Source organism: Cryobacterium roopkundense, from assembly GCF_014200405.1.
Classification (GTDB): Bacteria; Actinomycetota; Actinomycetes; order Actinomycetales; family Microbacteriaceae; genus Cryobacterium; species Cryobacterium roopkundense.
Genome location: NZ_JACHBQ010000001.1, coordinates 865692 through 886901, shown reverse-complemented (window position 1 = coordinate 886901; position 21210 = coordinate 865692). Strand labels below are relative to the sequence as shown.

The 21210-nt window shown below is 65.4% G+C and carries 22 protein-coding genes; 10 read left to right on the top strand and 12 right to left on the bottom strand.

The annotated features are described in order from the left end of the window. Positions 1-447: 447 nt before the first annotated feature. On the top strand, positions 448-1503 hold the full coding sequence (locus tag BJ997_RS04160; protein ID WP_035835323.1) for a 2,3-butanediol dehydrogenase: 1056 nt from the start codon (positions 448-450) through the stop codon (positions 1501-1503). Positions 1504-1560: 57 nt separating this feature from the next. Here BJ997_RS04160 and BJ997_RS04155 read toward each other — a convergent pair whose 3' ends face one another. Both BJ997_RS04155 and BJ997_RS04150 read right to left on the bottom strand, forming a co-directional pair. Then, positions 1561-2712 (bottom strand): AI-2E family transporter, encoded by a 1152-nt coding sequence (locus BJ997_RS04155; RefSeq protein WP_084141052.1) that lies wholly within the window; start codon positions 2710-2712, stop codon positions 1561-1563. 22 nt (positions 2713-2734) lie between these two features. Next, positions 2735-3622 (bottom strand): LLM class flavin-dependent oxidoreductase, encoded by an 888-nt coding sequence (locus BJ997_RS04150; RefSeq protein ID WP_035835321.1) that lies wholly within the window; start codon positions 3620-3622, stop codon positions 2735-2737. A 70-nt stretch (positions 3623-3692) separates the two neighbouring features. On the opposite strand from BJ997_RS04150, the gene BJ997_RS04145 reads away from it, so the two are divergent. After that, positions 3693-3962, top strand: coding sequence for a hypothetical protein (locus tag BJ997_RS04145; RefSeq protein ID WP_152602069.1), 270 nt, complete (start codon positions 3693-3695; stop codon positions 3960-3962). Between the two features lie 19 nt (positions 3963-3981). Here BJ997_RS04145 and BJ997_RS04140 read toward each other — a convergent pair whose 3' ends face one another. Next, positions 3982-5730 carry a BCCT family transporter gene (locus tag BJ997_RS04140; protein ID WP_236628795.1) on the bottom strand — a complete coding sequence of 583 codons (1749 nt, stop codon included), beginning with the start codon at positions 5728-5730 and terminating at the stop codon, positions 3982-3984. 152 nt (positions 5731-5882) lie between these two features. On the opposite strand from BJ997_RS04140, the gene BJ997_RS04135 reads away from it, so the two are divergent. After that, positions 5883-6308, top strand: a complete 426-nt coding sequence (locus BJ997_RS04135) for a pyridoxamine 5'-phosphate oxidase family protein (RefSeq protein WP_035835319.1) — start codon at positions 5883-5885, stop codon at positions 6306-6308. A gap of 11 nt (positions 6309-6319) precedes the next feature. Here the strand turns inward: BJ997_RS04135 and BJ997_RS04130 are convergent, their stop codons facing one another. Further along, complete coding sequence (locus tag BJ997_RS04130; protein WP_035835317.1) at positions 6320-6730, bottom strand: hypothetical protein; 411 nt, start codon at positions 6728-6730, stop codon at positions 6320-6322. Between the two features lie 72 nt (positions 6731-6802). Between BJ997_RS04130 and BJ997_RS04125 the strand changes: the two genes are divergently transcribed. Further along, a complete protein-coding gene (locus tag BJ997_RS04125) occupies positions 6803-7048 on the top strand; it encodes a DUF167 domain-containing protein (protein ID WP_236628793.1) in 246 nt (81 codons plus the stop codon). Here the strand turns inward: BJ997_RS04125 and BJ997_RS04120 are convergent. The 3 genes from BJ997_RS04120 to BJ997_RS04110 all read right to left on the bottom strand — a co-directional run bounded on the left by BJ997_RS04120 (position 7045) and on the right by BJ997_RS04110 (position 10171). Continuing rightward, positions 7045-7416 carry an FKBP-type peptidyl-prolyl cis-trans isomerase gene (locus BJ997_RS04120; protein WP_035835316.1) on the bottom strand — a complete coding sequence of 124 codons (372 nt, stop codon included), beginning with the start codon at positions 7414-7416 and terminating at the stop codon, positions 7045-7047. The two genes, BJ997_RS04125 and BJ997_RS04120, sit on opposite strands and share 4 nt — an antisense overlap. Positions 7417-7583: 167 nt before the next feature. Continuing rightward, positions 7584-8741 (bottom strand): PrsW family intramembrane metalloprotease, encoded by a 1158-nt coding sequence (locus BJ997_RS04115; protein WP_035835315.1) that lies wholly within the window; start codon positions 8739-8741, stop codon positions 7584-7586. Positions 8742-8776: 35 nt separating this feature from the next. Beyond that, on the bottom strand, positions 8777-10171 hold the full coding sequence (locus BJ997_RS04110; RefSeq protein ID WP_035835314.1) for an FAD-binding oxidoreductase: 1395 nt from the start codon (positions 10169-10171) through the stop codon (positions 8777-8779). Positions 10172-10246: 75 nt separating this feature from the next. Here BJ997_RS04110 and BJ997_RS04105 point away from each other — a divergent pair, with 75 nt between their 5' ends. From BJ997_RS04105 to BJ997_RS04090, 5 genes are all read left to right on the top strand, one after another. Beyond that, positions 10247-11851, top strand: a complete 1605-nt coding sequence (locus BJ997_RS04105; protein ID WP_084141051.1) for an AlkA N-terminal domain-containing protein — start codon at positions 10247-10249, stop codon at positions 11849-11851. Positions 11852-11918: 67 nt separating this feature from the next. Continuing rightward, positions 11919-12794 (top strand): fumarylacetoacetate hydrolase family protein, encoded by an 876-nt coding sequence (locus tag BJ997_RS04100; protein ID WP_035835313.1) that lies wholly within the window; start codon positions 11919-11921, stop codon positions 12792-12794. A gap of 81 nt (positions 12795-12875) precedes the next feature. Beyond that, entirely contained in the window at positions 12876-13091 is a 216-nt protein-coding gene (locus BJ997_RS21720; protein WP_236628790.1) for a glycosyltransferase family 2 protein, read from the top strand. 177 nt (positions 13092-13268) lie between these two features. Further along, entirely contained in the window at positions 13269-13661 is a 393-nt protein-coding gene (locus tag BJ997_RS21340) for a hypothetical protein (protein ID WP_236628787.1), read from the top strand. Between the two features lie 4 nt (positions 13662-13665). Next, on the top strand, positions 13666-14541 hold the full coding sequence (locus tag BJ997_RS04090) for a FadR/GntR family transcriptional regulator (protein WP_236628786.1): 876 nt from the start codon (positions 13666-13668) through the stop codon (positions 14539-14541). A 15-nt stretch (positions 14542-14556) separates the two neighbouring features. Here the strand turns inward: BJ997_RS04090 and BJ997_RS04085 are convergent, their stop codons facing one another. Together BJ997_RS04085 and BJ997_RS04080 are read right to left on the bottom strand one after the other, a co-directional pair. Further along, entirely contained in the window at positions 14557-16038 is a 1482-nt protein-coding gene (locus tag BJ997_RS04085) for an NCS2 family permease (RefSeq protein WP_420827173.1), read from the bottom strand. A gap of 92 nt (positions 16039-16130) precedes the next feature. Beyond that, entirely contained in the window at positions 16131-17702 is a 1572-nt protein-coding gene (locus BJ997_RS04080) for a carboxylesterase/lipase family protein (protein WP_084141049.1), read from the bottom strand. Between the two features lie 60 nt (positions 17703-17762). Between BJ997_RS04080 and BJ997_RS04075 the strand changes: the two genes are divergently transcribed. Continuing rightward, on the top strand, positions 17763-19040 hold the full coding sequence (locus tag BJ997_RS04075; protein ID WP_035835310.1) for a uracil-xanthine permease family protein: 1278 nt from the start codon (positions 17763-17765) through the stop codon (positions 19038-19040). Between the two features lie 117 nt (positions 19041-19157). On the opposite strand, the gene BJ997_RS04070 is transcribed toward BJ997_RS04075, so the two are convergent. Genes BJ997_RS04070 through BJ997_RS04060 form a run of 3 tightly spaced genes read right to left on the bottom strand, consistent with a single transcriptional unit; the run spans position 19158 to position 21161 of the window. After that, positions 19158-19505: a peptidase gene (locus tag BJ997_RS04070; RefSeq protein WP_236628782.1), complete on the bottom strand. Its 348-nt coding sequence runs from the start codon at positions 19503-19505 to the stop codon at positions 19158-19160. Next, positions 19502-20695, bottom strand: a complete 1194-nt coding sequence (locus tag BJ997_RS04065; protein WP_035835309.1) for an inorganic phosphate transporter — start codon at positions 20693-20695, stop codon at positions 19502-19504. Before BJ997_RS04065 ends, BJ997_RS04070 begins: the two co-directional genes overlap by 4 nt. After that, a complete protein-coding gene (locus tag BJ997_RS04060; protein WP_035835308.1) occupies positions 20688-21161 on the bottom strand; it encodes an 8-oxo-dGTP diphosphatase in 474 nt (157 codons plus the stop codon). Before BJ997_RS04060 ends, BJ997_RS04065 begins: the two co-directional genes overlap by 8 nt. Between the last annotated feature and the right edge of the window lie 49 nt (positions 21162-21210).

Below are 21210 nucleotides of genomic sequence, written 5' to 3'. Positions count from 1 at the left end.
TCGGGACCCGTTCGCGGTGGGCGGGAACAATACGTCACCCCGGACTGGGGCGACACGGAGAAGTCAATCCTGCACCCAAATCACCGGAGTCGAGGCATACTCAGAATGGTCACCGGTGAAGTTGCAGCCGTTCGGCTACAAACGACCAGCCCACAGGAGTGTTAATCGTGCAAATGACGTGCCCGTACTGCGGTTCAATGGCCAAGCTCGCCCCTAATCCTGCCCGGGTGGCCCCGTCCCCGCTTCCCCGCTACGTACTCAAGTGCACAGGCTGCAACCGAACTAGCGTTCGCGAGGAGGCACCGAAGCTCGCGGGAGGCAGCAAAGTCGGGCCTCGCTCTGCCCGGTCACGCCCCACGGAGTAGACTTGTAGCGCAACGAAACGCCGCACTGGGTGCCATTCGGGCACCCTCGCGCCTCTCGTTTCGTGCAAGGAGAAGTGTCGATATGAAGGCAGCCCGGTTCCACGGCCCACAGGACATCCGGATTGAAGAAGTCCCCGAACCGAAGCTTCGGCCGGGAGCGGTCGCCATCGACGTGGCCTGGTGCGGCATCTGCGGATCCGATCTGCACGAATACCTCGATGGCCCCATCTTCGTCCCGCCGGCCGGCCACCCGCATCCGCTCTCTCATGAGGAAGCGCCCGTCACCCTCGGCCACGAATTTTCAGGCACCATCACCGCCCTCGGCGACGGGGTCACCGGCCTGACGGTCGGCGAGAACGTGGTGGTGGAACCATACTTCGTCTGTGACGAGTGCGCCCAGTGCCTGGCCGGCAATTATCACCTCTGCGTGAAAATGGGCTTCATCGGCCTGTCCGGAGGCGGTGGGGGGCTCAGCGAGAAGGTCGTCGTGGACGAACGCTGGGTACACCCCATCGGTGACATCCCCCTCGATCAGGCCGCTCTCATCGAGCCGCTCTCGGTGGCGCACCACGCTTTTGTGCGAAGCGGGGCCAAGGCCGGCGACACGGCCCTGGTCGGCGGTGCCGGCCCGATCGGGCTTCTCGTTGCCGCCGTCCTCAAGGCCAACGGCGTGACGGTGATCATGAGCGAGCTCAGCGAGGCGCGTAAGGACAAGGCACGGTCGACCGGAGTCGCCGACCATGTCATCGACCCGAGCTCAGAAGATCTCATTGCCCGCGTGCGGGAGCTCACCGGAGGCAACGGCGCGGATGTGTGCTTCGAGTGCACGAGCGTGAATGTCGTCCTCAACCAGCTCTTCGATGCGGTGCGCCCCGCCGGCGTCGTCGTGAACGTGTCGATCTGGGGCAAGCCCGCCAGCATCGACATGCAGAAGCTGGTGTTGAAGGAGATCGACCTGCGTGGCACCATCGCCTACGTGCGTGACCACCCCACCACGATCAAGCTCGTGCAGGACGGCAAGATCGACCTCGCCCCGTTCATCACCAGCCGCATCGGTCTCGACGACCTACTGACGGAGGGCTTCGACACCCTGATCAACCGCAACGAGACCGCGGTCAAGATCATCGTGCATCCCTAAGACCTTCACGACACAGGCCATCCCCGCTCAGCGGGGGATGGCCTGTGTTCGGAGCGATCAGCGTCTGCGGGGGCGCCGTTTGGACACAGCGGGCGGCGCAGGGGGCGATGCAGTGGGTGCCTGGCGGGACGCTTCTGGGTCGTTCCACACCTTCGCGATCGACCAGGCGACCGCGGCAATCGGCACGGCCAGCACGGCCCCGACGATGCCGGCCACGATAGTTCCCGCCGTCAGGGCAAACAGGATCACCAGCGGATGCAGTTTGAGTGACTGGGCCATCACAACGGGCTGGAGCAGGTTTCCCTCGAGCTGGTTGACGGCAATGACGATGATGATCACGATCAGGGCGATCACAGGCCCGTGCGCCACCAGCGCGACAAGGGCCGCGAGCACCCCCGCCAGCGTGGCGCCGATCAAAGGAATGAAAGCGCCCAGGAAAACGAGCACCGCGAGGGGCAGGGCAAGGGGCACCTGCAGGATCGCCAGTCCGGTGCCGATGGCCAAGGCATCCACGAGGGCGACAATCGCCGTTCCGCGAACGTAGCCGCCCAGCACGCGCGGAGCCGTGCTGCCGATACGGCGGCCGCGCTCAGCCCGACTGCCGTTCAGCGGCGTGAGGAAGAACGCCCAGATACGGTCGCCATCCTTAAGGAAAAAGAACAAGATAACCAGGAGGAGGACAGTGCCCGTCAGGAGTTCGGCCACCACGCCCGCCCCGGCGAGAGCTCCCGTACCGAATTGACTGCTGGTGAAGAAATCGACGACGGCTGCTCGGGCGTCATCGATCTGCGTCGCATCGATCTCGATCGGTCCCTGCATCACAAAGCGCTGAAGCCGGTCCAAACCTTCCGACGCGGAGCTGAACAGTTCATCCCATTGATCGCGAACAGCAAAGACAATCAGCGTGATGATGGCACCGAAGGCGGCGATACTCACGAGCAGGGTCGTCCAGGTTGCCAGCAGGGCGGGCATCCCCCGGCGGCGTTGCCAATTGACAACCGGGCTCAGGGCTGAGGCCAGAATGATGGCGATGAGCACTGGAATAACGACAAGTTTGAGCTGAACGAGACCGAAGATCACCACGGCGGCCAGCGCGATAACCAGCAGAATCTGGCCACTCCGCAGTCCCATCCACCCCAATCGGTCGTTCAGGAGAGTACGGGCAGGCGTGCGGACAGGCGTCGGGGTCTGGGCGTCTTTTTCTCGCATGCCCCCAGCCTAGACAAGTCCATCACCGGAGGCCGTCCAGGCGCCCCGCTATCTGGTCGAGAATATTCCGGTCACCGGCGTAGACGCCCTGCGGGCGGGGCCAGTGGCTGATCACATCCGTGAAGCCGAGCTCGGCGGCGCGGCCGACCGCCGTCTCAAACGCCCCCAGACTCTGCACCGAATAGCTGCCGCCGCTATCGAGCGAGAGTGAGCGGTCGATCGAGAGCGGGTCGCGCCCGGCTGCATGTGCCGCGTCCTCGAGCTGGTTCACAAGCCCTCGCACGCTTGACCACCAGGCTTCGCCGTCCGTGCCGTCTTTCCCTGTGGTCGCCCAGCCGGCACCGAAACGGGTTACGAGCCCCAGCCCCTTCGGTCCATTCGCCGCGACCACGAAGGGAACCCGCGGCTGCTGCGCCGGCGTTCCCACCATGCGCGCGTTCACGGCCGTGAACCAGTCCCCATCGAAGCTGATTCCCTCGCTGCCCGGCGACTCGTGCCGCAGGAGCACATCGAGGTCGGCGACGAATTCGGCGAAGCGCTCATGACGTTGCCCGGGAGTGTAGGCATCCTGGCCGAGTGTGACGGCGTCGAACCCAGTTCCGCCCGACCCGACGCCGAGCACGAAGCGGCCGCTGGAAACGTCATCTACAGTGGCTATTTCCTTGGCGAACGGCACGGGGTGCCGAAAGTTCGGTGACGACACGAAGGTACCGAGCCGGATACGAGACGTGACCGCAGCGGCCGCGGTGAGTGTGGGAATTGTGGCGTGCCACGGTTCAGCCGCGAGCGTGCGCCACGACAAGTGGTCGTAGGTCCACGCGTGGTCAAATCCGTAGGCTTCGGCGCCCATCCAGTCGGCCCTGGCTTCCCGCCAGGAGCGCTGGGGGAGGATAACGATTCCAAAACGCATTCCTCGAGTCTCGCACGGTTCGAGTCGGTGCGGGCTGGCATGCAATCCCGAGCGGTGGCAGACTTAATTCATGAAGGTCATAGTGTCGCGAAGCGGCGGCATGGCAGACATCCGCCTCACCTGGGAAGTTCGCATCGACGAGCAACCGGATGCCACGAGCTGGGCCGATTTTCTGCTGTCCCTCCCCTGGGCGGAGGTGACAGACAGCGAGCCGATCTCCGGCAGTTATCTGTACCGCATCAGATGCGCGCCATTCGAGGTCGTGCTCCTGGACGCGCGGATCACCGGGCAGTGGCGTGAACTCGTCGACCGGGTCCAGGCCGCCAACGGCAGCGTCTGACCCGGTCGACGCCGGATGATCAGTCCTTGGCACGCCGTCCCAAGAAGCCGCGTCGACGGCGCGTGCCCTCTTCGGTCATCGCGGCTTCGACGTGCGCGTCGACCTGATCACCGAAGTGATCGTCAAAGTTCTCTTCGAGATGCGCGGTGACGGTCTTGCCGATGCGTCGGGCTAGTTCCTCGCGTCGCTGGCGGCGCTCCGCGCTGACCAGAATTTCGTGTTCCTCGCGGAATGCTTTGTAGGTTGCGATGCACATTCCGATCATCACGAGGCTCACCGGGATGGCCGTCAGGATGGCACCCGTCTGCAGGGCCGCGAGCCCGCCCGCCAGCAGCAGGGCGATGGCCACGACTCCGCCGAGACCCGCCCACATGATGCGGCTCCACTTGGGCGGGTTGGTGTCGCCGCCGGAGGCCAGCATGTCGATCACGAGCGAACCGGAATCGGCCGACGTGATGAAGAAGATGGCGATCACGAGAACCGCGATGACCGACAGCACTCCCCCAAGCGGCAGTCCGCTCAGAAAGTCGAAGAGCACGTTCTCGGGAATGATTCCGACCTCGGGGTCGAAGAGTCCGCCGCCGTCGCCGGCCCAGGCCTGCTTAATGACGCTTCCACCCATCACCGCGAACCAAACGAAGGTCACGAGCGTGGGAACGAGCAGCACGCCGGCAATGAACTCGCGAACGGTGCGGCCGCGGGAAATCCGCGCGATAAAGACGCCGACGAACGGCGCCCACGAGATCCACCAGCCCCAATAGAAGATGGTCCAGGCGCCCTGCCAGTCGAGACCGGCCTGCCCGGTGAACGAACCGGCGTCAAAGGTGAGCCCGACCACGTTCTGGAAGTATCCGCCGATCGACTCCACCAGCACGCGAAGCAGATAGAGAGTGGGACCAAGAAGCAGCACGGCGACCAGGAGCAGCCCGGCCATGCCGAGGTTGATGTTGGAGAGCCACTTGATGCCCTTGCCCACGCCGCTCACGACCGACAGGGTGGCGATGGCGGTGATCACGATGATGAGAATGACGAGCAGGGTGTTGTTGACTTCGCCCACGACACCGAGGTGACTCAGTCCCGCTGCGATCTGCTTGACGCCGAGGCCGAGCGAGGTGGCAACACCGAAGAGGGTTCCCACGATGGCGATTACGTCGATCGCGTCCCCGAGGCGGCCACGCACCCTGTCACCGAGCAGCGGCTCGAGCGCCCAACGGATGGAAACCGGGCGGCCTTTGCGGTGGATCGAGTAAGCGAGGGCCAGTCCGACGACGGCGTAGATCGCCCAGGCGTGGAATCCCCAGTGCAGGAAGGTCTGATTCATGGCGGCCGCGGCAAGTTCTTGGGCGCTTCCGCCGACGCCGGGCTTGGGGTTCGTGAAGAAGGTCAGCGGTTCCGACATGCCCCAGAACACGAGGCCGATTCCCATACCCGCTGCGAAGAGCATCGAGAACCACGACATCAGCCCGAACTCTGGCTTGTCTTCGTCTGTCCCGAGCTTGATGTCACCGAAGCGGCTCGCGCCCATCCACACCGCAAAGACCACGAAGGCCGCGACGAGGATAATATAGTACGGGCCGAGCCCGGCCACTACCCAGCTCTGCAGGGTCTGCAGGGTCGCACCGGTTCGCGCTGGAAAGCTGATCGCGACGATGACGACGGCGAGGATGATTCCGAGCGCCGGGTAGAACACTCGGGGTGCAGGAACGACGAATCTGCGTTGGGGAGTCTTCTCCCGTCGGGCGGGCGGTGTTGGGGACGGTGCGCTCACAGTGAACTTCCTAGAAATGATTCTCGGTCACCAGTGGGCAACAAACTACTTTACAACATCCACCCCCGCATTGGGGTGGATCAGGAGGGCCGCCGCCGGCCCGCACCCGCGGTTCCCGCCACGGCAAGGCTGCACACGTGCCACCATGAATCATGGACATCGATGACGTCAAACCGATTCGCATTCTCACCGAAGACGAGAGTTGGAATGCCTTGCTCTCGGCCAGCCTCGGACGCCTGGCTGTCAGCGTCGGTGGAGTTCCCGATATCTTCCCGGTGAATTTCGTGGCCGCCGACCGCCGCCTGCTCTTTCGAACCGCAGAGGGCACAAAACTCCTCGAGCTGACGATCAACAACCAGGTTGCCTTCGAAACGGACGGCGTGGGTCGCGACGAGGCGTGGAGTGTCGTGGTGAAAGGCACCGCGAGCGTGGTGGAGAAGCACTCTGAGATCGACGCGGCAGACCAGCTGCCGCTTCATCCGCTGATCCCCACCCTGAAATACATCTACGTGGAGATCACGCCGACGGAGATTCAGGGGCGGCGTTTTCAGCTCGGCCCAGAGCCTGACCGGTACTGACTCGCGGCCCGTCAACGGATGCGAGACACGCCCAGCGCCGCAAGAACAGCGGCGGCATAGGCATCCGCTGCCTCCGGGGCATCGAAGTGAGTGGGCCCCTCTCCGAGGTCGACTTTGACCCTGTAACGATGGGGCGTGCGTTCGAGCGCGTTGAAGGTGTCACCAAGCAGCTCCCGGAGCTGGTCCTCTCTGGGCAGCCACAGGGCGTTCTCGAGTGCGAGAGAATCGAGGGCCCACTCCGTCGTGCCGTTGAAGCCCAGAATGGTGCCGGTGTCGAATTCGTGAGGCTCAATCGCCATATTGCTGACGGTGAAGACGTCGTGTTCGAATCCGGGCTGTTCGATACCGAAGGCGTCGCCGAATGCCGGGCGCCAGATCAGGCCGGCCTTCTGCAGGGAACGGGCGTTATCGGTGGAGATCATGCAACATTATGCAGCGCGCTAGCGTTGTAGCGACAGGCCTGCAGAAAGAATGCGGGCAGAACCGGAGAAAATGTGACGGCCACGATCAACCTGACCGTGCATGTGAAACCGGGCAGCCGCAAGGGCCCCCTGGTGGTCGCCGATCAGGGTGTGGAGAACTCCCTCACAGTCTTCCTGCAACAGCGAGCCGTGGAGGGCGCCGCGAACGACGCCCTCGTGGCGCTGCTGGCCACACACTTCGGTGTGGCAAAACGCGACGTGGTCGTCGTGCGGGGCCACACCTCACGCATCAAGCGCGTGCGGGTCGACCGCTCCTAACTGACGCCCAGAAGGTCGATCACGAAGATCAGGGTCTGACCGGAGAGCCGGTGGCCCGAACCTGCGGGTCCGTAGGCGAGGTGGGGCGGCACGACGAGCTTACGACGGCCGCCGACCTTCATGCCGGGAATGCCCTGCTGCCAGCCGGCGATGAGCGAACGCAACGGGAAGTTGATCGACTGGCCGCGGTTCCACGACGAGTCGAATTCATCGCCGGAGGCGAACTCGACGCCGAGGTAGTGCACGTCGACGGTGGCTCCGGGCGTTGCCTCCGCGCCGTCACCGACGACGATGTCGTCGATCTCAAGCTGTTCGGGCGCTGCGCCCTCCGGGAAGTCGATTTCGGGCTTGGAATTCAAATCTATCATTCCCCTATCCAATCGGAAACCAGGGCCATTCGCCTAGTCAGAAATTAATCCTTGCGCGAACGCCGCCAAAGTTGCACGATAGTCATACACCAACTCGTCGCATCGGTAGAGTCGTCGGCATCGCCACACCACCGAAGCGGCGAGTTTCTGCGTGGTACCGACCGCTGTCAGGCCAGAACCTCGGCGCGATCCTGTTGCAAGGCCCCGAGCAGCCGTGCTTCGTGCGCCCGCTCGGCCGGGCCGTCGTGCCCGTTGACGAGGTGCTCTCGGGCAAAGGCGAGGCGGGTGGCATCCGTGATGAAGCTCCGCATTGCCCGCTTCCTGCCCTGAGGTTGCGATTTAGCCCAAGCCAGGGCCTGGCGTCGCCCGGTCGCGGTAGCGAGCATGGACACCTCGGCCGCCGTGAACCAGCCCGCCACCGCGTACTCGTGCAGTCGTCGCAGGGTGACACGCGCCTCCTGCCGGCGCAGGAAGACCACCACCAGGATCGCCGCGATGAACAGTGGAACCTGCACGAAGAAGTAGTAGGCCAGCAGGTTGGCATCCCCCACAAACACGAAGAACGCGCCGTTCCACAGCGCGTGCAAGGCAATGGCCGGAATGAGTCCCAGCACGAAAAACACCAGGTGGCTTCGCCGGGTGGTCCGGCGAGCGGCAAGGCCGAGCGCGACGCCGGTACAGATCGTGAACATCACGTGCGCGAACGGCGAGAAAACCCCGCGCAACAGGAACGTCATGCCGAGACTGCCGGCGCCGCCCTCCATCATGGCCACCCCGAAATACTGGATATTCTCCGAAAAGGCGAAGCCCGCGGCGATGGTTGCCGCATAGACGACCCCGTCGAGAGGGCCGTCGAAATGCCGGCGAGCCACCCAGAACAGCACGAGTATCCCCACACCCTTCGCGATCTCCTCCACGAAGGGGGCCTGCACGACAGACGACGCGAAGTCACTGGCGGCGAGCGCGCCGCCACTCGAGGCGATCGTAATCTGCACTCCCAGATCGAAAAGCAGGGCCGTCACGACCGATACCCCCGCGCCCCACAGGAACGCGAACCACAGGGCCGGACGGGGCTCCGGATCCCAGCGGTCGACCCACCTGACGGCCAGCAACACCACAGTGAGGGGAATCAACGCGAGAAGCAGACCGGATGCAGCCTCCACCGGCCCGAGAAACGTCGCCAGGTAGACGAAAACGAGGAGCAGCGCCAGCCCGGCGAGCGCGAGGCCCACACCCGCGAGCGCCACCGTTCCGGCTCGCGACGGCCGAACCGCGGCGGTCCACACTTCGGGGACCGACTCGAGAGTTGGTTGAACGTCGCTCATGATTGATCTTCACATGCCGGGAACCCGGCCGCTGTTCAGCGCTCGAACATCGTGCCGGGGTTGAGGATTCCGAGCGGATCAAAGACGGCCTTGAGCCGTCGTTGCAGGTCGAAGCTCGCCTCCCCGAGTTCGTCCGCCAGCCAGCGTCGCTTGAGCACACCCACGCCGTGTTCGCCCGTCAGGGTACCCCCCAGGGCGAGCGCCGCACGAAACATCTCGTCGGCCGCCGCCCACACATTATCCGGCACGAGGGGGTCGTCAGTGCCTCGGAGGGGATCGATCGGGATGACAAAGTTGGGGTGCAGATTGCCGTCGCCCGCGTGCGCAATCACCGGGATAGACACGCCCGTGCGCGCGCTGATCCCCGCAATGACCTCGAACATCTCCTTCATGCGCGACCGAGGCACGGACACGTCTTCGATGAGCACCGTGCCGTGTTGCTCCAGAGCCGGATGCATCGCTCGGCGAATGGCGAGCAGCCTCTCGCCCGATTCCTCATCCGTCGACAGCCGCACGTCTCCCCCCTGTGAACCCATTACCGTTGCCACCTGTTCGGCCTCACCGAGGGCGCCCGGCCCATCGGTCTGCACGAGCAAAAACGCCCCGCTGGCGAGCGGCAGTCCCGCCGACCCGGCAGGTCCGAGGTAGCGGGCCACGATGGCGAGCGCGACCGGGTCGATCAGCTCCATCACTGCCGGTCCCAGGCGAGCAGCGGTGATGGCAGCGGCTGCGCCGGCCGCCGCGGCCACATCGGTAAAGACCGCGGCCACGGTTACGGCCGTCCCGATCGGAATGGCCCGCACCCGCACGGTGGCTTCGACAATGACACCCAGCGTGCCTTCAGACCCGGTCAGCAGCGCCGTGAGGTCGTAGCCCGTGACGCCCTTCACCGTGCGGTGTCCCGTGTGCAGCAGCGTTCCGTCCGCGAGCACGACGGTGAGGGCGAGCACAGCCTCCCGGGTCACTCCGTACTTGGCACACAGCAGCCCCCCGGCATTCGTGGCGATGTTGCCACCCACCGTGGAAATGGCCTTGCTCGCCGGATCAGGAGCGAACCACAGGCCGTGCTCGGCGAGGGCGTCGTTGAGGTGCTGGTTGATCACCCCTGGCTCCACCACGGCGAGTTCGTCTTCGGGACGAATCTCGAGGATGCGGCTCATGCCGGCCACGTTGAGCACGATTGTTCCAGCGCTGCCGCAGGCCCCGCCCGCCAAACCGGTGCCTGCACCACGCGTGATAACCGGAATCCGGTATTCCGTCGCGATGCGCAACACCGCCTGAACGTGCTGCACCGTGATCGCGCGCACCACCGCCAGCGGCGTTCCCGCCGCCGTCCAGCCCGATTTGTCCGTGCGGCTCGCCGCCAAGTCGGCGGCGTCCACGCTCACGATCGATCCCAGCTCGGCCTGAAGATGTGCCACAACGCTCATGACTCCACACTACCCAGCGCGCGCGATGTCCGATTTCCGCTAGTGCGGATCTCTCACGCGTGGCAGGCTCAAGGAATGACAATCCACTCGGCGGAACAACCGGCAGAGAGTCCCCGGACGCACAAAACGCGCCCCGACCTCGCCGATCCAGTCTTCGCCCGGCGGTATCGGGCCATGTCCTCCCGCGACGGCCGATTCGACGGGCAGTTCATCACCGGCGTTCACTCCACCGGGATCTACTGCCGCCCGAGCTGCCCGGCGGTAACCCCCAAGCCGGCAAACGTCTCGTTCTACCTGACCGCTGCGGCCGCGCACGAGGCGGGGCTCCGCGCCTGCAAGCGCTGCCAGCCCGACGCCGTCCCCGGGTCGCCGGGGTGGAACCTGCGCGATGATCTCGCCGCACGCGCCATGCGCCTCATCACCGACGGCGCCATCGAGCGCGATGGCGTGCCGGGGCTGGCCGCCCAGCTCGGCTACACGCCACGCCATCTCACCCGCGTGCTCGTGGCGGAACTCGGTGCGGGACCCCTCGCCCTGGCGAGGGCTCACCGGGCACAGACGGCTCGGGTGCTCCTCGTGAACACGGCGCTCTCCGCCGCGGACGTGGCGTTTGCCGCGGGGTTTGGCAGCGTTCGACAATTCAACGACACGATCGCCGCGGTGTATGAACGCACCCCGACGGAGCTGCGCAGCAGGCACGCCCGTCCGGGGGTTCGCGAGCCGGGCCAAGCGGAGTCCGGGCTCGGACCCGGCGGCACCGCGATCACGCTGCACCTGCCCGCGCGGGCGCCATTCGACGGCCGCGGGCTGCTGGCCTTCCTCGGCACACGCGCCGTGGACGGTGTCGAGACGGCGACGGTGGGAACCTATTGCAGAACCCTCCGACTCCCCCAGGGACCGGCCGTCGTCAGGCTCTCCCTCGCCGGATCGGATGCCGCACCCCTCGTGACTTGCTCGGCTCGCCTCACCAGCCTCGCCGATCTCGCGCCTCTGGTGAGCCGAGTGCGCCGCCTCCTCGACCTCGACGCGGATTCACTCGCCATCGATCGAGTGCTCGGCGCCGATCCGGCTCTTGCCGCAGTCCTGCGCGCCACCCCAGGCATTCGTGTTCCCGGCAGCATGGACCCGCAGGAGACCCTGTTCCGGGCGCTCATCGGCCAGCAAGTCTCCGTCGCCGCCGCTCGAACCACCCTCTCCAGGCTCACGAGCACACTGGGCGAGCCGCTCGACGCCGCGGCGGTGAGGCTCGACGAACCGCACCTCCTGTTCCCGAGCAGCGACCGCATCGCCGCAGAGGGCCGCCAGGTCTTGCGCGGGCCCGCGGCGCGCATCAACGCGATCGTGCGCGTAGCGGAGGAACTTGTGCGCGGTAATCTCGTGCTCTCCTGGGGCGACACTCGGGCCGAGCTTGAAGCCAAGCTCACTGCGCTTCCCGGTATCGGCCCCTGGACCGCCGGTTACGTCGCGCTCCGGGTTCTCGGTAGCCCTGACATCCTGCTCACGAGCGACCTCGCCATCCGTCACGGAGCATCGCATCTCGGTCTGCCCGCGGACGCCAGGAATCTGGCGGCCAGAGGCCTCGAGTGGGCCCCGTGGCGCAGTTATGCGGGAATGCACCTGTGGCGGGCAGCCGGGGCTCCGCCGTTCCCTCAACCGGTCCCCCCAGTCGATCCCCTCTAACCTCCGGGCCGATGCGTTGTGGCACTCCGACACCCGAAGGGGGAGGAGGGCCCGATATCCTTATCAGGTGAAGTTTGCGCATTTAAGAAAAGACGGCCAGTCCACACCCCGCTTGGCGGTGACTTTTGGAGACGACGCGCTCTTCCTCGACGAGGTGATGGAAGACGCCCCCCGAGACCTGCAGGACCTGCTCGAAAAGGGCGAGCACGAGATAGATCGCGTACGAGCAATGAGCCTCAACGCGGTTTCGGCCGGAGTCGAGTTGACGCCACTCGACACGCTGCGCCACTCCTCAGCCGTCTTGCGGCCGCCGCAGATCATCGCGATTGGCGCCAACTATGCCGCCCATTCTTCGGAGCTGAGCTTACGGCTCGAGACCTCGGCAACCGTGTTTTCCCTGTGGCCCAACTCGCTCACCGGTCATGAATCCACGATTACCTGGCCGGCGGATCTCACCTCCCAGGTCGACTACGAAGCCGAACTCGGCGTGATCATCGGCACAGCAGCCCGCAACGTGTCTGTGCATGACGCTCTCGACTACGTCTTCGGCTACACGATCGTCAACGACATCACCGCCAGGGACCTACAGTTTTCTGAAGCGCAGTGGTCCCGCTGCAAGTCCTTCGACGGTTTCACTCCCACCGGCCCGATCGTGGTCACGGCCGACGAGATCGGCGATCCGCAGAATGTGTGGCTCACGACCCACGTCGACGGCCGCATCCTGCAGGACGCCTCGAGCGGCGACATGGTGCGCACGGTCGCCGAGATCATTTCCTACCTCTCGAAGACCTCGACACTGATGCCGGGCACCCTCATCTCCACGGGAAGCCCCGGCGGCGCCGGCTACAGCCGCAAGCCCCCGATCTTCCTGCGGGACGGGTCGACAGTGACCATCTCCATCGACAAAATCGGATTCCTCACCACTCACTGCCGTACCAGCTGAGCCCGCCGTAGCAGCTGAGCTGAGCGCACCCTGCCGCACGGGCGTGTGATCTGCCTCGAACCTGAGTCACGGGATCGTGTCGTGGCAACCATTTCCGTCGTGATCCCGTGCCACAACCCTGCCGGCCTTCTGGAGCGGGTGCTGGCTGCGCTGGAGCTCCAGACTCGGCAGCCCGACGACCTCATCGTCGTCGACACCGCGAGCACGGATGCAACGTGCAAGGTTGCCCGCGCGGCGGGCGCGCGAGTGGTCTTCGAGTCTCTCCACGGCATCTGGCCCGCCGCCGCTGCGGGGTAAGATGCCGCAACCGGCGAGATCATCGCCCGCCTGGACGCAGACTCCCTCCCACCGCCGGACTGGCTGGCCCACATCGAGACGCGGTTCGCGACCGCACCTCTGCCGGACGTCCTCACAGGGCCCGGAGACTTTTACGACTGCCGCCCGATCGTCACCCGATTCGGCGAGACCGTGTTCATGGGCGGCTACCACCGACTCATGCGGCTGTGGCTCACCCAGCCACCTATTTTTGGCTCGAATTTTGCCATGCGTCGAGCGGTCTGGCTCGAAGTGCGTGGACGGGTGCACCGCGCGCTGCCAGACGTGCACGACGACCTGGATCTGAGCCTGCACCTGCCACCGACACTCATGGTCGTCTGGGAATCGACGCTTCGCGTGGGGATTTCCGCGCGGCCCGTGGCGACCTGGAGCGGGTTCTTCCGGCGCATGCGCTGGTCGGCGCGCACACTGGCCTTGCATGTTTCTGATGAGTCCCCCTGGCACCGTCGGGTGGCGCTGATCACCGCGCGGCGCAACGCGCGTACAGGGAGCGCAGGTCGCGGGCCAGTTCGTGCGGGGTCGTCCCGTTAGGGCTGTGCCCAGTGTGCTCGTCGCGAAAATCCGCCCCGATCGCGCGGGCGAAGCCATGGTGCAGCGTGAGGGGCCACGGGTCGTGGCGTCCCGCGGCGACGAACCCTGGTATCCCGGCGCGGGCCAAGAGCGGTCGCAGGTCCGGTGTGCGTTTCATGAGGGCGATGATGTCGTCGACGCTCCGGCGGTTTCGGGCGGAAACGCCTTCGAGGGAACCGTACAACGCCTGCTGCAAACTGTTCGTCTGGGACTCCTCGCCCCCGGGGAGCGCCTGCCGGCGGAGCGCGAACCGGCCACCAGACTGGGTGTAAGCCGAGACACCCTGCGGCTGGCCCTCGCTTCGGTGACCGAGGCGGGCTACCTCGTTTCCCGGCGGGGCCGATACGACGGCACATTCGTCAGTGACGTGCTTCCGCCGCAGGCTCCGCTCAATCCGGAGACAGCGCGTGTTGTCGCCGTGGCGACTCCGGATCACATCGAGGACAACCTGGTCCTCCGCGAGATCGTCGAGGTGGGCGCGGCACGCCTCGCCGCGTCACGGTCGTTGTCTCCCATAGAGCGACAGGTACTCTGGGCCACGCTTGCCGATACCACCGCGGCCGTCGGCGACGACTACCGCCGCCTGGATTCTCGACTCCACATCACCATCGGCGAACTTGCGGGCTCTCCGTCGCTCGTCCCGTTCTTCGCCGACGTGCGCACGCGGATCAAGGCCCTGCTGGACGAGATCCCCTTACTGGCACCCAACATCCGTCACTCCGACGAGCAGCATGAGGCTATCGTCAGCGGCATTCTCACCGGTCAGCCTGCGCTGGCGGCCGACGCGATGCGCGAGCACCCCGCCGGAACGGCCCAGTTGCTGCGCGGCTTTCTCGAGTAGCGCGCAGCGGCCGGACTAGGCGCCGAGCAACGCCTCGACCGGTCCGCGCACGAAGAAGAGCACAAAGCCTGCCGCGACGATCCACAAGAGCGGACTGATTTCCTTGGCCTTGCCAGACAACGACCGCACGAGCACCCAGCTCACGAATCCGGCGCCGATACCGTTGGCGATCGAGTAGGTCAGGGGCATTACGACAATGGTGAGAAACACCGGCAACACGATCGAGAACTCGGCGAAGTCGATGTGCCGAATCTGCGACACCATCATGGCTCCCACGATCACGAGTGCCGCTGCCGCAACTTCAAGCGGCACGATCTGGGTCAGCGGTGTGAAGAACATTGCGGCCAGGAAGAGCACCCCCGTGATCACGTTCGCGAACCCGGTGCGCGCACCCTCGCCGATCCCCGCTCCAGACTCGATGAAGACAGTGTTCGATGAAGCGGATGCCGCTCCGCCGGCGACCGCTCCGATGCCCTCCACGATGAGCGCGGACTTCAGTCGAGGGAAGTTGCCGTTCTTGTCGGCAAGGCCCGCCTCGTTCGCGAGACCAGTCATGGTCCCCATCGCATCGAAGAAGTTAGTGAAGACCAGTGTGAAGACGAGCATCACGGCGGCGAGCATGCCGATTCGTTCGAAAGCGCCGAAGCTGACCTGGCCGACGAGGCTCAGGTCTGGCAAGGACATCACCTGGGTAGGGAGCACCGGTGCGTTGAGATTCCAGCCGGCCGGGTTGGTCCCGAACGACGGGCCGACCTTGAAGATCGCCTCAAGCACGATGGCGATCAGCGTGGTCGCCACGATCCCGATCAGGAGCGCCGCTTTGACCTTGCGGGCGAGCAGAACGCCGATGATGATCAGGCCGACCACGAAGACGGCGGTCGGAAGCGTGGCAATCGAGCCAGCGTCGCCGAGCTGTACCGGCGGGGAGGCCGTGCCGCTCGAGCGCACGAACCCGGAGTCGACGAGACCGATGAAGGCGATGAACAGGCCGATGCCCACGGTGATCGCGATCTTGAGCTGCCGCGGAACCGCGTTGAAGATGAGCTCCCGCATGCCCGTGGAGGCGAGCAGCACAATGATGAGGCCGTTGATGACGACGAGGCCCATGGCCTCCTGCCAGGTCACCTGGCCGACGACGCTAACCGCCAGGAACGAGTTGATGCCGAGCCCGGCGGCAAAGCCGTACGGCAGCCGCGCGACGACGCCGAAGAGAATCGTCATGACTCCGGCGGTGAGGGCTGTCACTGCGGCGACCTGCTCTGCGGGGAGCCACCCGCCTTCCACGTCGACGCTCGCCTGGTCTGCGCTGAATCCACCTAGAATGAGGGGGTTCAGGATGACAATGTACGCCATGGTCACAAATGTGACGAGACCGCCGCGCACCTCCCTGCCCCAGGTGGACCCCCGACTGGTAACCTCAAAATACCGGTCGAAGCGGGCCTTCAGACCTGACGCCTGCGGGGGTGCGGCTGCGGGAGGGACGGATTCTGGGGGCACTGATGCAGAAGGTGAAGCGTTAGTCGTGGAAATCGTGTTCTCCCGGGCCGTTCGGCGCACAGTGGGCCCTGCGCAGATGACTAGTCTACGACTCAGACGTGTGGCACGAACGCGCCCCAGGCCAACCGACGTTCCGCACCGGGGTCGGCCTCGATTCGATCAGTGGCATTGATAATGAGTGTTTCTCGACTGGATTCGTCGTAGCGAGGCCAGTTCGGGGCCGGTACCCCTGTGGTGGCGAAGTGAATCCACCACCGTTGCATGCGTGCGCCGATGGCCAGAAATGTGCGCCGTCCGCCGAGGAGAGTCATGCCGCGGCCCGGCCACCCGTTCAGGCGGTCGAAGAGGGGGAAGAGTTCGAGGCCGTGGGTCGCGTCGAGTCCCATCAGCCGCACGAGTCTCGGGGCGGCATCAAAACGGTAGAAGTAAACCGGGGCGTACCGCGAATGTCGCTCCCCCACCTTCACACTTGGATACCAGAAGGAGTAGTCCCCACCGAAGTCGAGCGCCGCCCGGAGCGCGGGTATCCCCGGATACTGGGCCCTTAAGCGTCTCCGTGCCTTCTTCGCGGTCTTCTTGAAGATGGCACGGATGCGGGCGGGCGTCGTGGCGAGAATATCGATGCGCCCGCTGAACAGCGATCCTTCTCGGGCGTTGGTTCCGATGATGAGCGGCACGCGTTGCGCCCGGCCGTCGCGGAAGGCATCGAGCGGTCGCTCGGGCAGAAAATCCCCGTCGATCACGGGGCACAGCGGGATCGTTCCGGGATCCTGGTCCGGCGTGCGCAGCGTCAGCGCTGTCGTGGCCTCTGCCAGGCTCGCCGTATCCGCCTCGAGGAGTATCCGCGCCGCCTGCTCTGTCGACAAAGGATCGTGCGACTCCGACAGGCTGTTCACGAATTCTCCCGCCCAGCGCGACGTGAGATCCCGCGGGTAGACCGCGTTGGGCGGCGCGCTCTGGGCGATGGCCCTGTGAAACAGCCCGGCGGCGGCGGGCACCGTCATCAGGGTTGTCACGGCGTTTGCTCCCGCCGACTCTCCGAAGAGCGTGACCTCATCAGGGTTGCCCCCGAAGGCTCGAATATTCGCCTGGACCCACCGAAGCGCCGCGACCTGGTCTCGCAGGCCGAGGTTGCTCTCGAACGGCCGCTCCGGAGTGGAATAGCGCGTGAAATCGAGGTAGCCGAGCGCTCCCAGACGATAGTTGAAGCTCACGTAGACGATGCCCCCGCGCCGCACGAGCCCCACACCCTGGTGCGGAACCTCACGCGACGAGCCTACGCTGTAGGCGCCGCCATGGATGAACACCATCACGGGACGCAGGGCCGCCGATTTCCCCGGCTCGTCCGGCGCCATTACGTTGAGATTGAGGCAGTCCTCACTCTGCGGAATGCGCGGATGTGCGCCAATGAACTGCCCCCGGTGGCTCTGCGGTGCGACCGGGCCGAACTCGTGCGCCGATCGGACGCCTGTCCACGACTGCACCGAAATCGGTGCGCGAAAGCGATTCGGTCCCACCGGTGCCCCCGCGTAGGGAATACCCCGCCAGGCGAGAATACCCCGCTCTCGGACTCCGCGCACGAGACCGGAACCGGTACGCCGGGTCAACGCGTCGTCTTCCGGGTCGGCCTGCCTTGTCTGAGTGTTGTCAGCCGAAACCGTCATGCCCCGATCCTATTTGTTTACTACGATCAGTTTGAGAGCGCGACAATGAATCGAGAAACAATGGCACTGCCCTGGACCCTGCACGGTGATGGAAAATCGGTCGGAGCACAGGAGGTCGTCGGCCCGGCCGAGCGCCTGAGCTGGCCGATCACGATCGGGATCGGTGCGCAACACGTGGTCGCCATGTTCGGCGCCACATTCCTGGTTCCACTGCTGACCGACTTCCCGCCCAGTACGACGCTGCTCTTCTCCGGAATCGGCACCCTGCTCTTCCTCCTCATCACCGGCAACAAGCTGCCGAGCTACCTGGGTTCGTCTTTCGCCTTCATCGCTCCGATCACCGCGGCCACCGCTTCGGCCGGGATGGGCAGCGCCCTGTTTGGAATCATGGCCGTGGGAATACTGCTCGCCATCATCGGCGTCGTGGTTCAGCTCACGGGCACCGACTGGATCGACAAGCTGATGCCTCCGGTCGTTTCGGGGGCCATCGTGGCTCTGATCGGCTTCAACCTCGCTCCCGTCGCGAAGGCGAATTTCTCCGAGGCGCCGCTCACCGCGGTCATCACGCTCCTCTCCGTCATCCTCTGCACGGTGCTCTTTCGCGGCATCCTCGGCCGCCTTTCGATCTTCCTCGGCGTTCTGGTGGGATACGCGGCCGCTATGCTCTTCGGCGAGGTGGACTTCAGCCAGGTGGCCTCAGCCGCGTGGATCGGGCTGCCGCCGTTCACCGCTCCCGCGAACCCCTTTGAGAATCCGGCGGCGGTTTTCGGAGTGCTTCCGGCCTTCATTCCCGTCGTGCTGGTGCTGATCGCGGAGAATGTCGGCCACATCAAGGGTGTGGCCCAGATGACGGATGCAAAGGTGAACCGACTGACCGGGCGCGCTCTGCTGGCCGACGGGCTCGCCACCATGCTCGCCGGATTCGGCGGCGGCAGCGGAACCACGACCTACGGCGAAAACATCGGCGTGATGGCGGCAACGCGCATCTACTCCACGGCCGCGTACTGGGTGGCCGGCATCACCGCGGTATTGCTCGGGCTATCGCCCAAGATCGGCGCGGTCATCAACACCATCCCCTCCGGCGTGCTCGGCGGTGTCACGACGGCGCTCTACGGCCTGATCGGGGTGATCGGCGTGAAAATCTGGCTCGACAACCGCGTGGACTTTTCCAAGCCGGTGAACCAGTTCACGGCCGCGACCGCACTCATTATCGGAATCGCCGACTTCACTCTGTCCGCCGGTACCCTGAGCTTCAACGGAATCGCCCTCGGCACCGTCGCCGCCATCGTGATCTACCACCTGATGACCTTCGTGGGCCGCGTTCGCAGAACCGCCTGACGCCCCTTCTCTGGTCGAGGCGCGACGATGGAGCGATCGAGACCACGCACGCCGACACTTCCACCTGACTCGCGTCCGAGAAGCACCTCGACCAACGGGAGGGCATCGCTGGAGCGGCTAGGCGTGCAAAGCCGGGACGATCAGGTAGACGCCGTACAACACCGCCGCCGCGCACAGCGTGAAGCAGAGGTAGCCGCCAAGAATCGCCGCGGCTTTCTGCGCGTCGCTGAGCGGGCTGGCCTCGGCCGCCTTTCGCGCGCGTTTCGCCAGTTTCGCGGCTTTCTTGCTCCACATGACCGTGATGGCGCCCGTGAATTCGGCCGGTTCGACGAGGGGGATGCGTCCCCCGGTTGTGAGCAGGCGTATTCCGAGTGAATACAACGTCACCAGAACGACTGTCGACGCGAGTGCGGCACCCGCCACGATCATGAAGGCATCCCATTCGATGCCGCCCCACCCGGTCACAGCGACACCTGCTTCTCCCGGCGGCCTGGTCGCCTCGGTGTCTTGGTGATCTTCACAACGCGACCGGCGTCGTCGATGTCATTGAGCATGGTGTTGTGGGTTACCCGATTGCGCCGGGACCAGCGGAACAACGCGACAATAACGAGGGTTCCGATCACCGCGTCCAGCAGAATGCCGATCGGTCCCAGCAGGGTGAGGCCCGCGGCAAAGGCGCCCATGATTGCCGACGCCGGAAGGGTGAGCACCCAGCCGAGCGCAATGCGCGCCGCCATGCCCCAACGCACCGTGGCCCCGCGCCGGCCGAGCCCGGATCCGATGACCGATCCGGAAGCAACCTGGGTCGTCGACAGTGCAAAGCCGAGGTGACTCGACGCGAGGATCGTGGCGGCGGTACTCGTCTCGGCGGCAAAGCCCTGGGCAGGCTTGACTTCGGTGAGCCCGGTGCCCATGGTACGAATGATGCGCCATCCGCCGGTGTAGGTGCCCAGAGCGATCGCCAGGGCGCATGCGGCGATGACCCAGAAAGTGGGTCCGCTGCCGGCCGCCTGGAAACCACCAGCGATGAGAGTGAGGGTGATGACTCCCATAGTCTTCTGCGCATCGTTGGTTCCATGGGCGAGGGCCACGAGCGAGGATGAGAAGATCTGCGCGGAGCGGAACCCGCCGCGACCGTCGGGCTTGCCGAGGTCACGGCGTGTGATCGAATACGCCAGCTTCGTGGCGATCAGCGCGATCAGTCCAGCGATGAGGGGAGCGAGCAGGGCCGGCAGCACCACCTTTGACGCGACGACCCCGTAGTCCACGGCGTTCGTGCCGATACCGATGATGGCTGCGCCGATCAGGCCGCCGAACAGCGCGTGGCTTGAGCTCGAGGGCAGGCCACGAAGCCAGGTGATCAGGTTCCATACGGTGGCCCCGATCAGGCCGGCGAAAATGAGTTCAGGCGTGATGAGCACGCCATTCTCGCCCTCGGTGATGATGCCGCCGGAGATGGTGCGGGCCACCTCGGTGGAGAGGAAGGCTCCAACGAGGTTGAGCAGTGCCGCAACGCCCACGGCGACCTTCGGTTTCATCGCACCCGTCGCGATGGGCGTTGCCATTGCATTGGCCGTGTCGTGGAAACCGTTGGTGAAGTCGAAGACCAGGGCGAGTGCGATGACGAGTATGACGATGAGGGTGAGGTCAGGCATTGGGCACCACCGTCTTCAGGTCTGCACCGAAGGTGAACGTCTCGTGTGCCGGGGTGCCTGTGAGAACAGCGGGTAGACAGTGCCTGGCGTCATCCCACATCTCGTCCACCGGCAGGGCGTCGACGTCGTACCAGAGGGGGTTCAGCTCGTCGGATTCGCGCGGCGTGCCCGTCCACTCGGTGCACACGAAGACATGTGAAATTTGACTCCACGACTCGCGATGGGGAAACAGGTAGGTCAGCACGCCCCGCGGCTTGAGGGCAGAGTGCGCGACGGTAAGGCCCGATTCCTCCTCGATCTCGCGCACGGCCGCTTCGACGGGGCTCTCGCCGGCTTCCAGCTTGCCGCCGAGCCCCACGATGTTGCCGAGCCCGAGGCCCGTCTTCTTCCGTCCAAGCAGGACTTGGAGAGCGCCCCCTGGCGTTCGTCTGGTGAGGTAACACACGCATACCTGGGGCACAGTCATTGCTTCATCTTAACGCTCCGGGTGCGTCCGGACGGCTCCGAACAGGGCT

Bases quoted from the DNA above. Each gene is read 5' to 3' on its own strand.
- BJ997_RS04160 (WP_035835323.1), top strand. From the start codon at position 448: ATGAAGGCAGCCCGGTTCCACGGCCCACAGGACATCCGGATTGAAGAA.
- BJ997_RS04155 (WP_084141052.1), bottom strand. From the start codon at position 2,712: ATGCGAGAAAAAGACGCCCAGACCCCGACGCCTGTCCGCACGCCTGCC.
- BJ997_RS04150 (WP_035835321.1), bottom strand. From the start codon at position 3,622: ATGCGTTTTGGAATCGTTATCCTCCCCCAGCGCTCCTGGCGGGAAGCC.
- BJ997_RS04145 (WP_152602069.1), top strand. From the start codon at position 3,693: ATGAAGGTCATAGTGTCGCGAAGCGGCGGCATGGCAGACATCCGCCTC.
- BJ997_RS04135 (WP_035835319.1), top strand. From the start codon at position 5,883: ATGGACATCGATGACGTCAAACCGATTCGCATTCTCACCGAAGACGAG.
- BJ997_RS04130 (WP_035835317.1), bottom strand. From the start codon at position 6,730: ATGATCTCCACCGATAACGCCCGTTCCCTGCAGAAGGCCGGCCTGATC.
- BJ997_RS04120 (WP_035835316.1), bottom strand. From the start codon at position 7,416: ATGATAGATTTGAATTCCAAGCCCGAAATCGACTTCCCGGAGGGCGCA.
- BJ997_RS04115 (WP_035835315.1), bottom strand. From the start codon at position 8,741: ATGAGCGACGTTCAACCAACTCTCGAGTCGGTCCCCGAAGTGTGGACC.
- BJ997_RS04110 (WP_035835314.1), bottom strand. From the start codon at position 10,171: ATGAGCGTTGTGGCACATCTTCAGGCCGAGCTGGGATCGATCGTGAGC.
- BJ997_RS04105 (WP_084141051.1), top strand. From the start codon at position 10,247: ATGACAATCCACTCGGCGGAACAACCGGCAGAGAGTCCCCGGACGCAC.
- BJ997_RS21340 (WP_236628787.1), top strand. From the start codon at position 13,269: ATGGGCGGCTACCACCGACTCATGCGGCTGTGGCTCACCCAGCCACCT.
- BJ997_RS04080 (WP_084141049.1), bottom strand. From the start codon at position 17,702: ATGACGGTTTCGGCTGACAACACTCAGACAAGGCAGGCCGACCCGGAA.
- BJ997_RS04075 (WP_035835310.1), top strand. From the start codon at position 17,763: ATGGCACTGCCCTGGACCCTGCACGGTGATGGAAAATCGGTCGGAGCA.
- BJ997_RS04065 (WP_035835309.1), bottom strand. From the start codon at position 20,695: ATGCCTGACCTCACCCTCATCGTCATACTCGTCATCGCACTCGCCCTG.
- BJ997_RS04060 (WP_035835308.1), bottom strand. From the start codon at position 21,161: ATGACTGTGCCCCAGGTATGCGTGTGTTACCTCACCAGACGAACGCCA.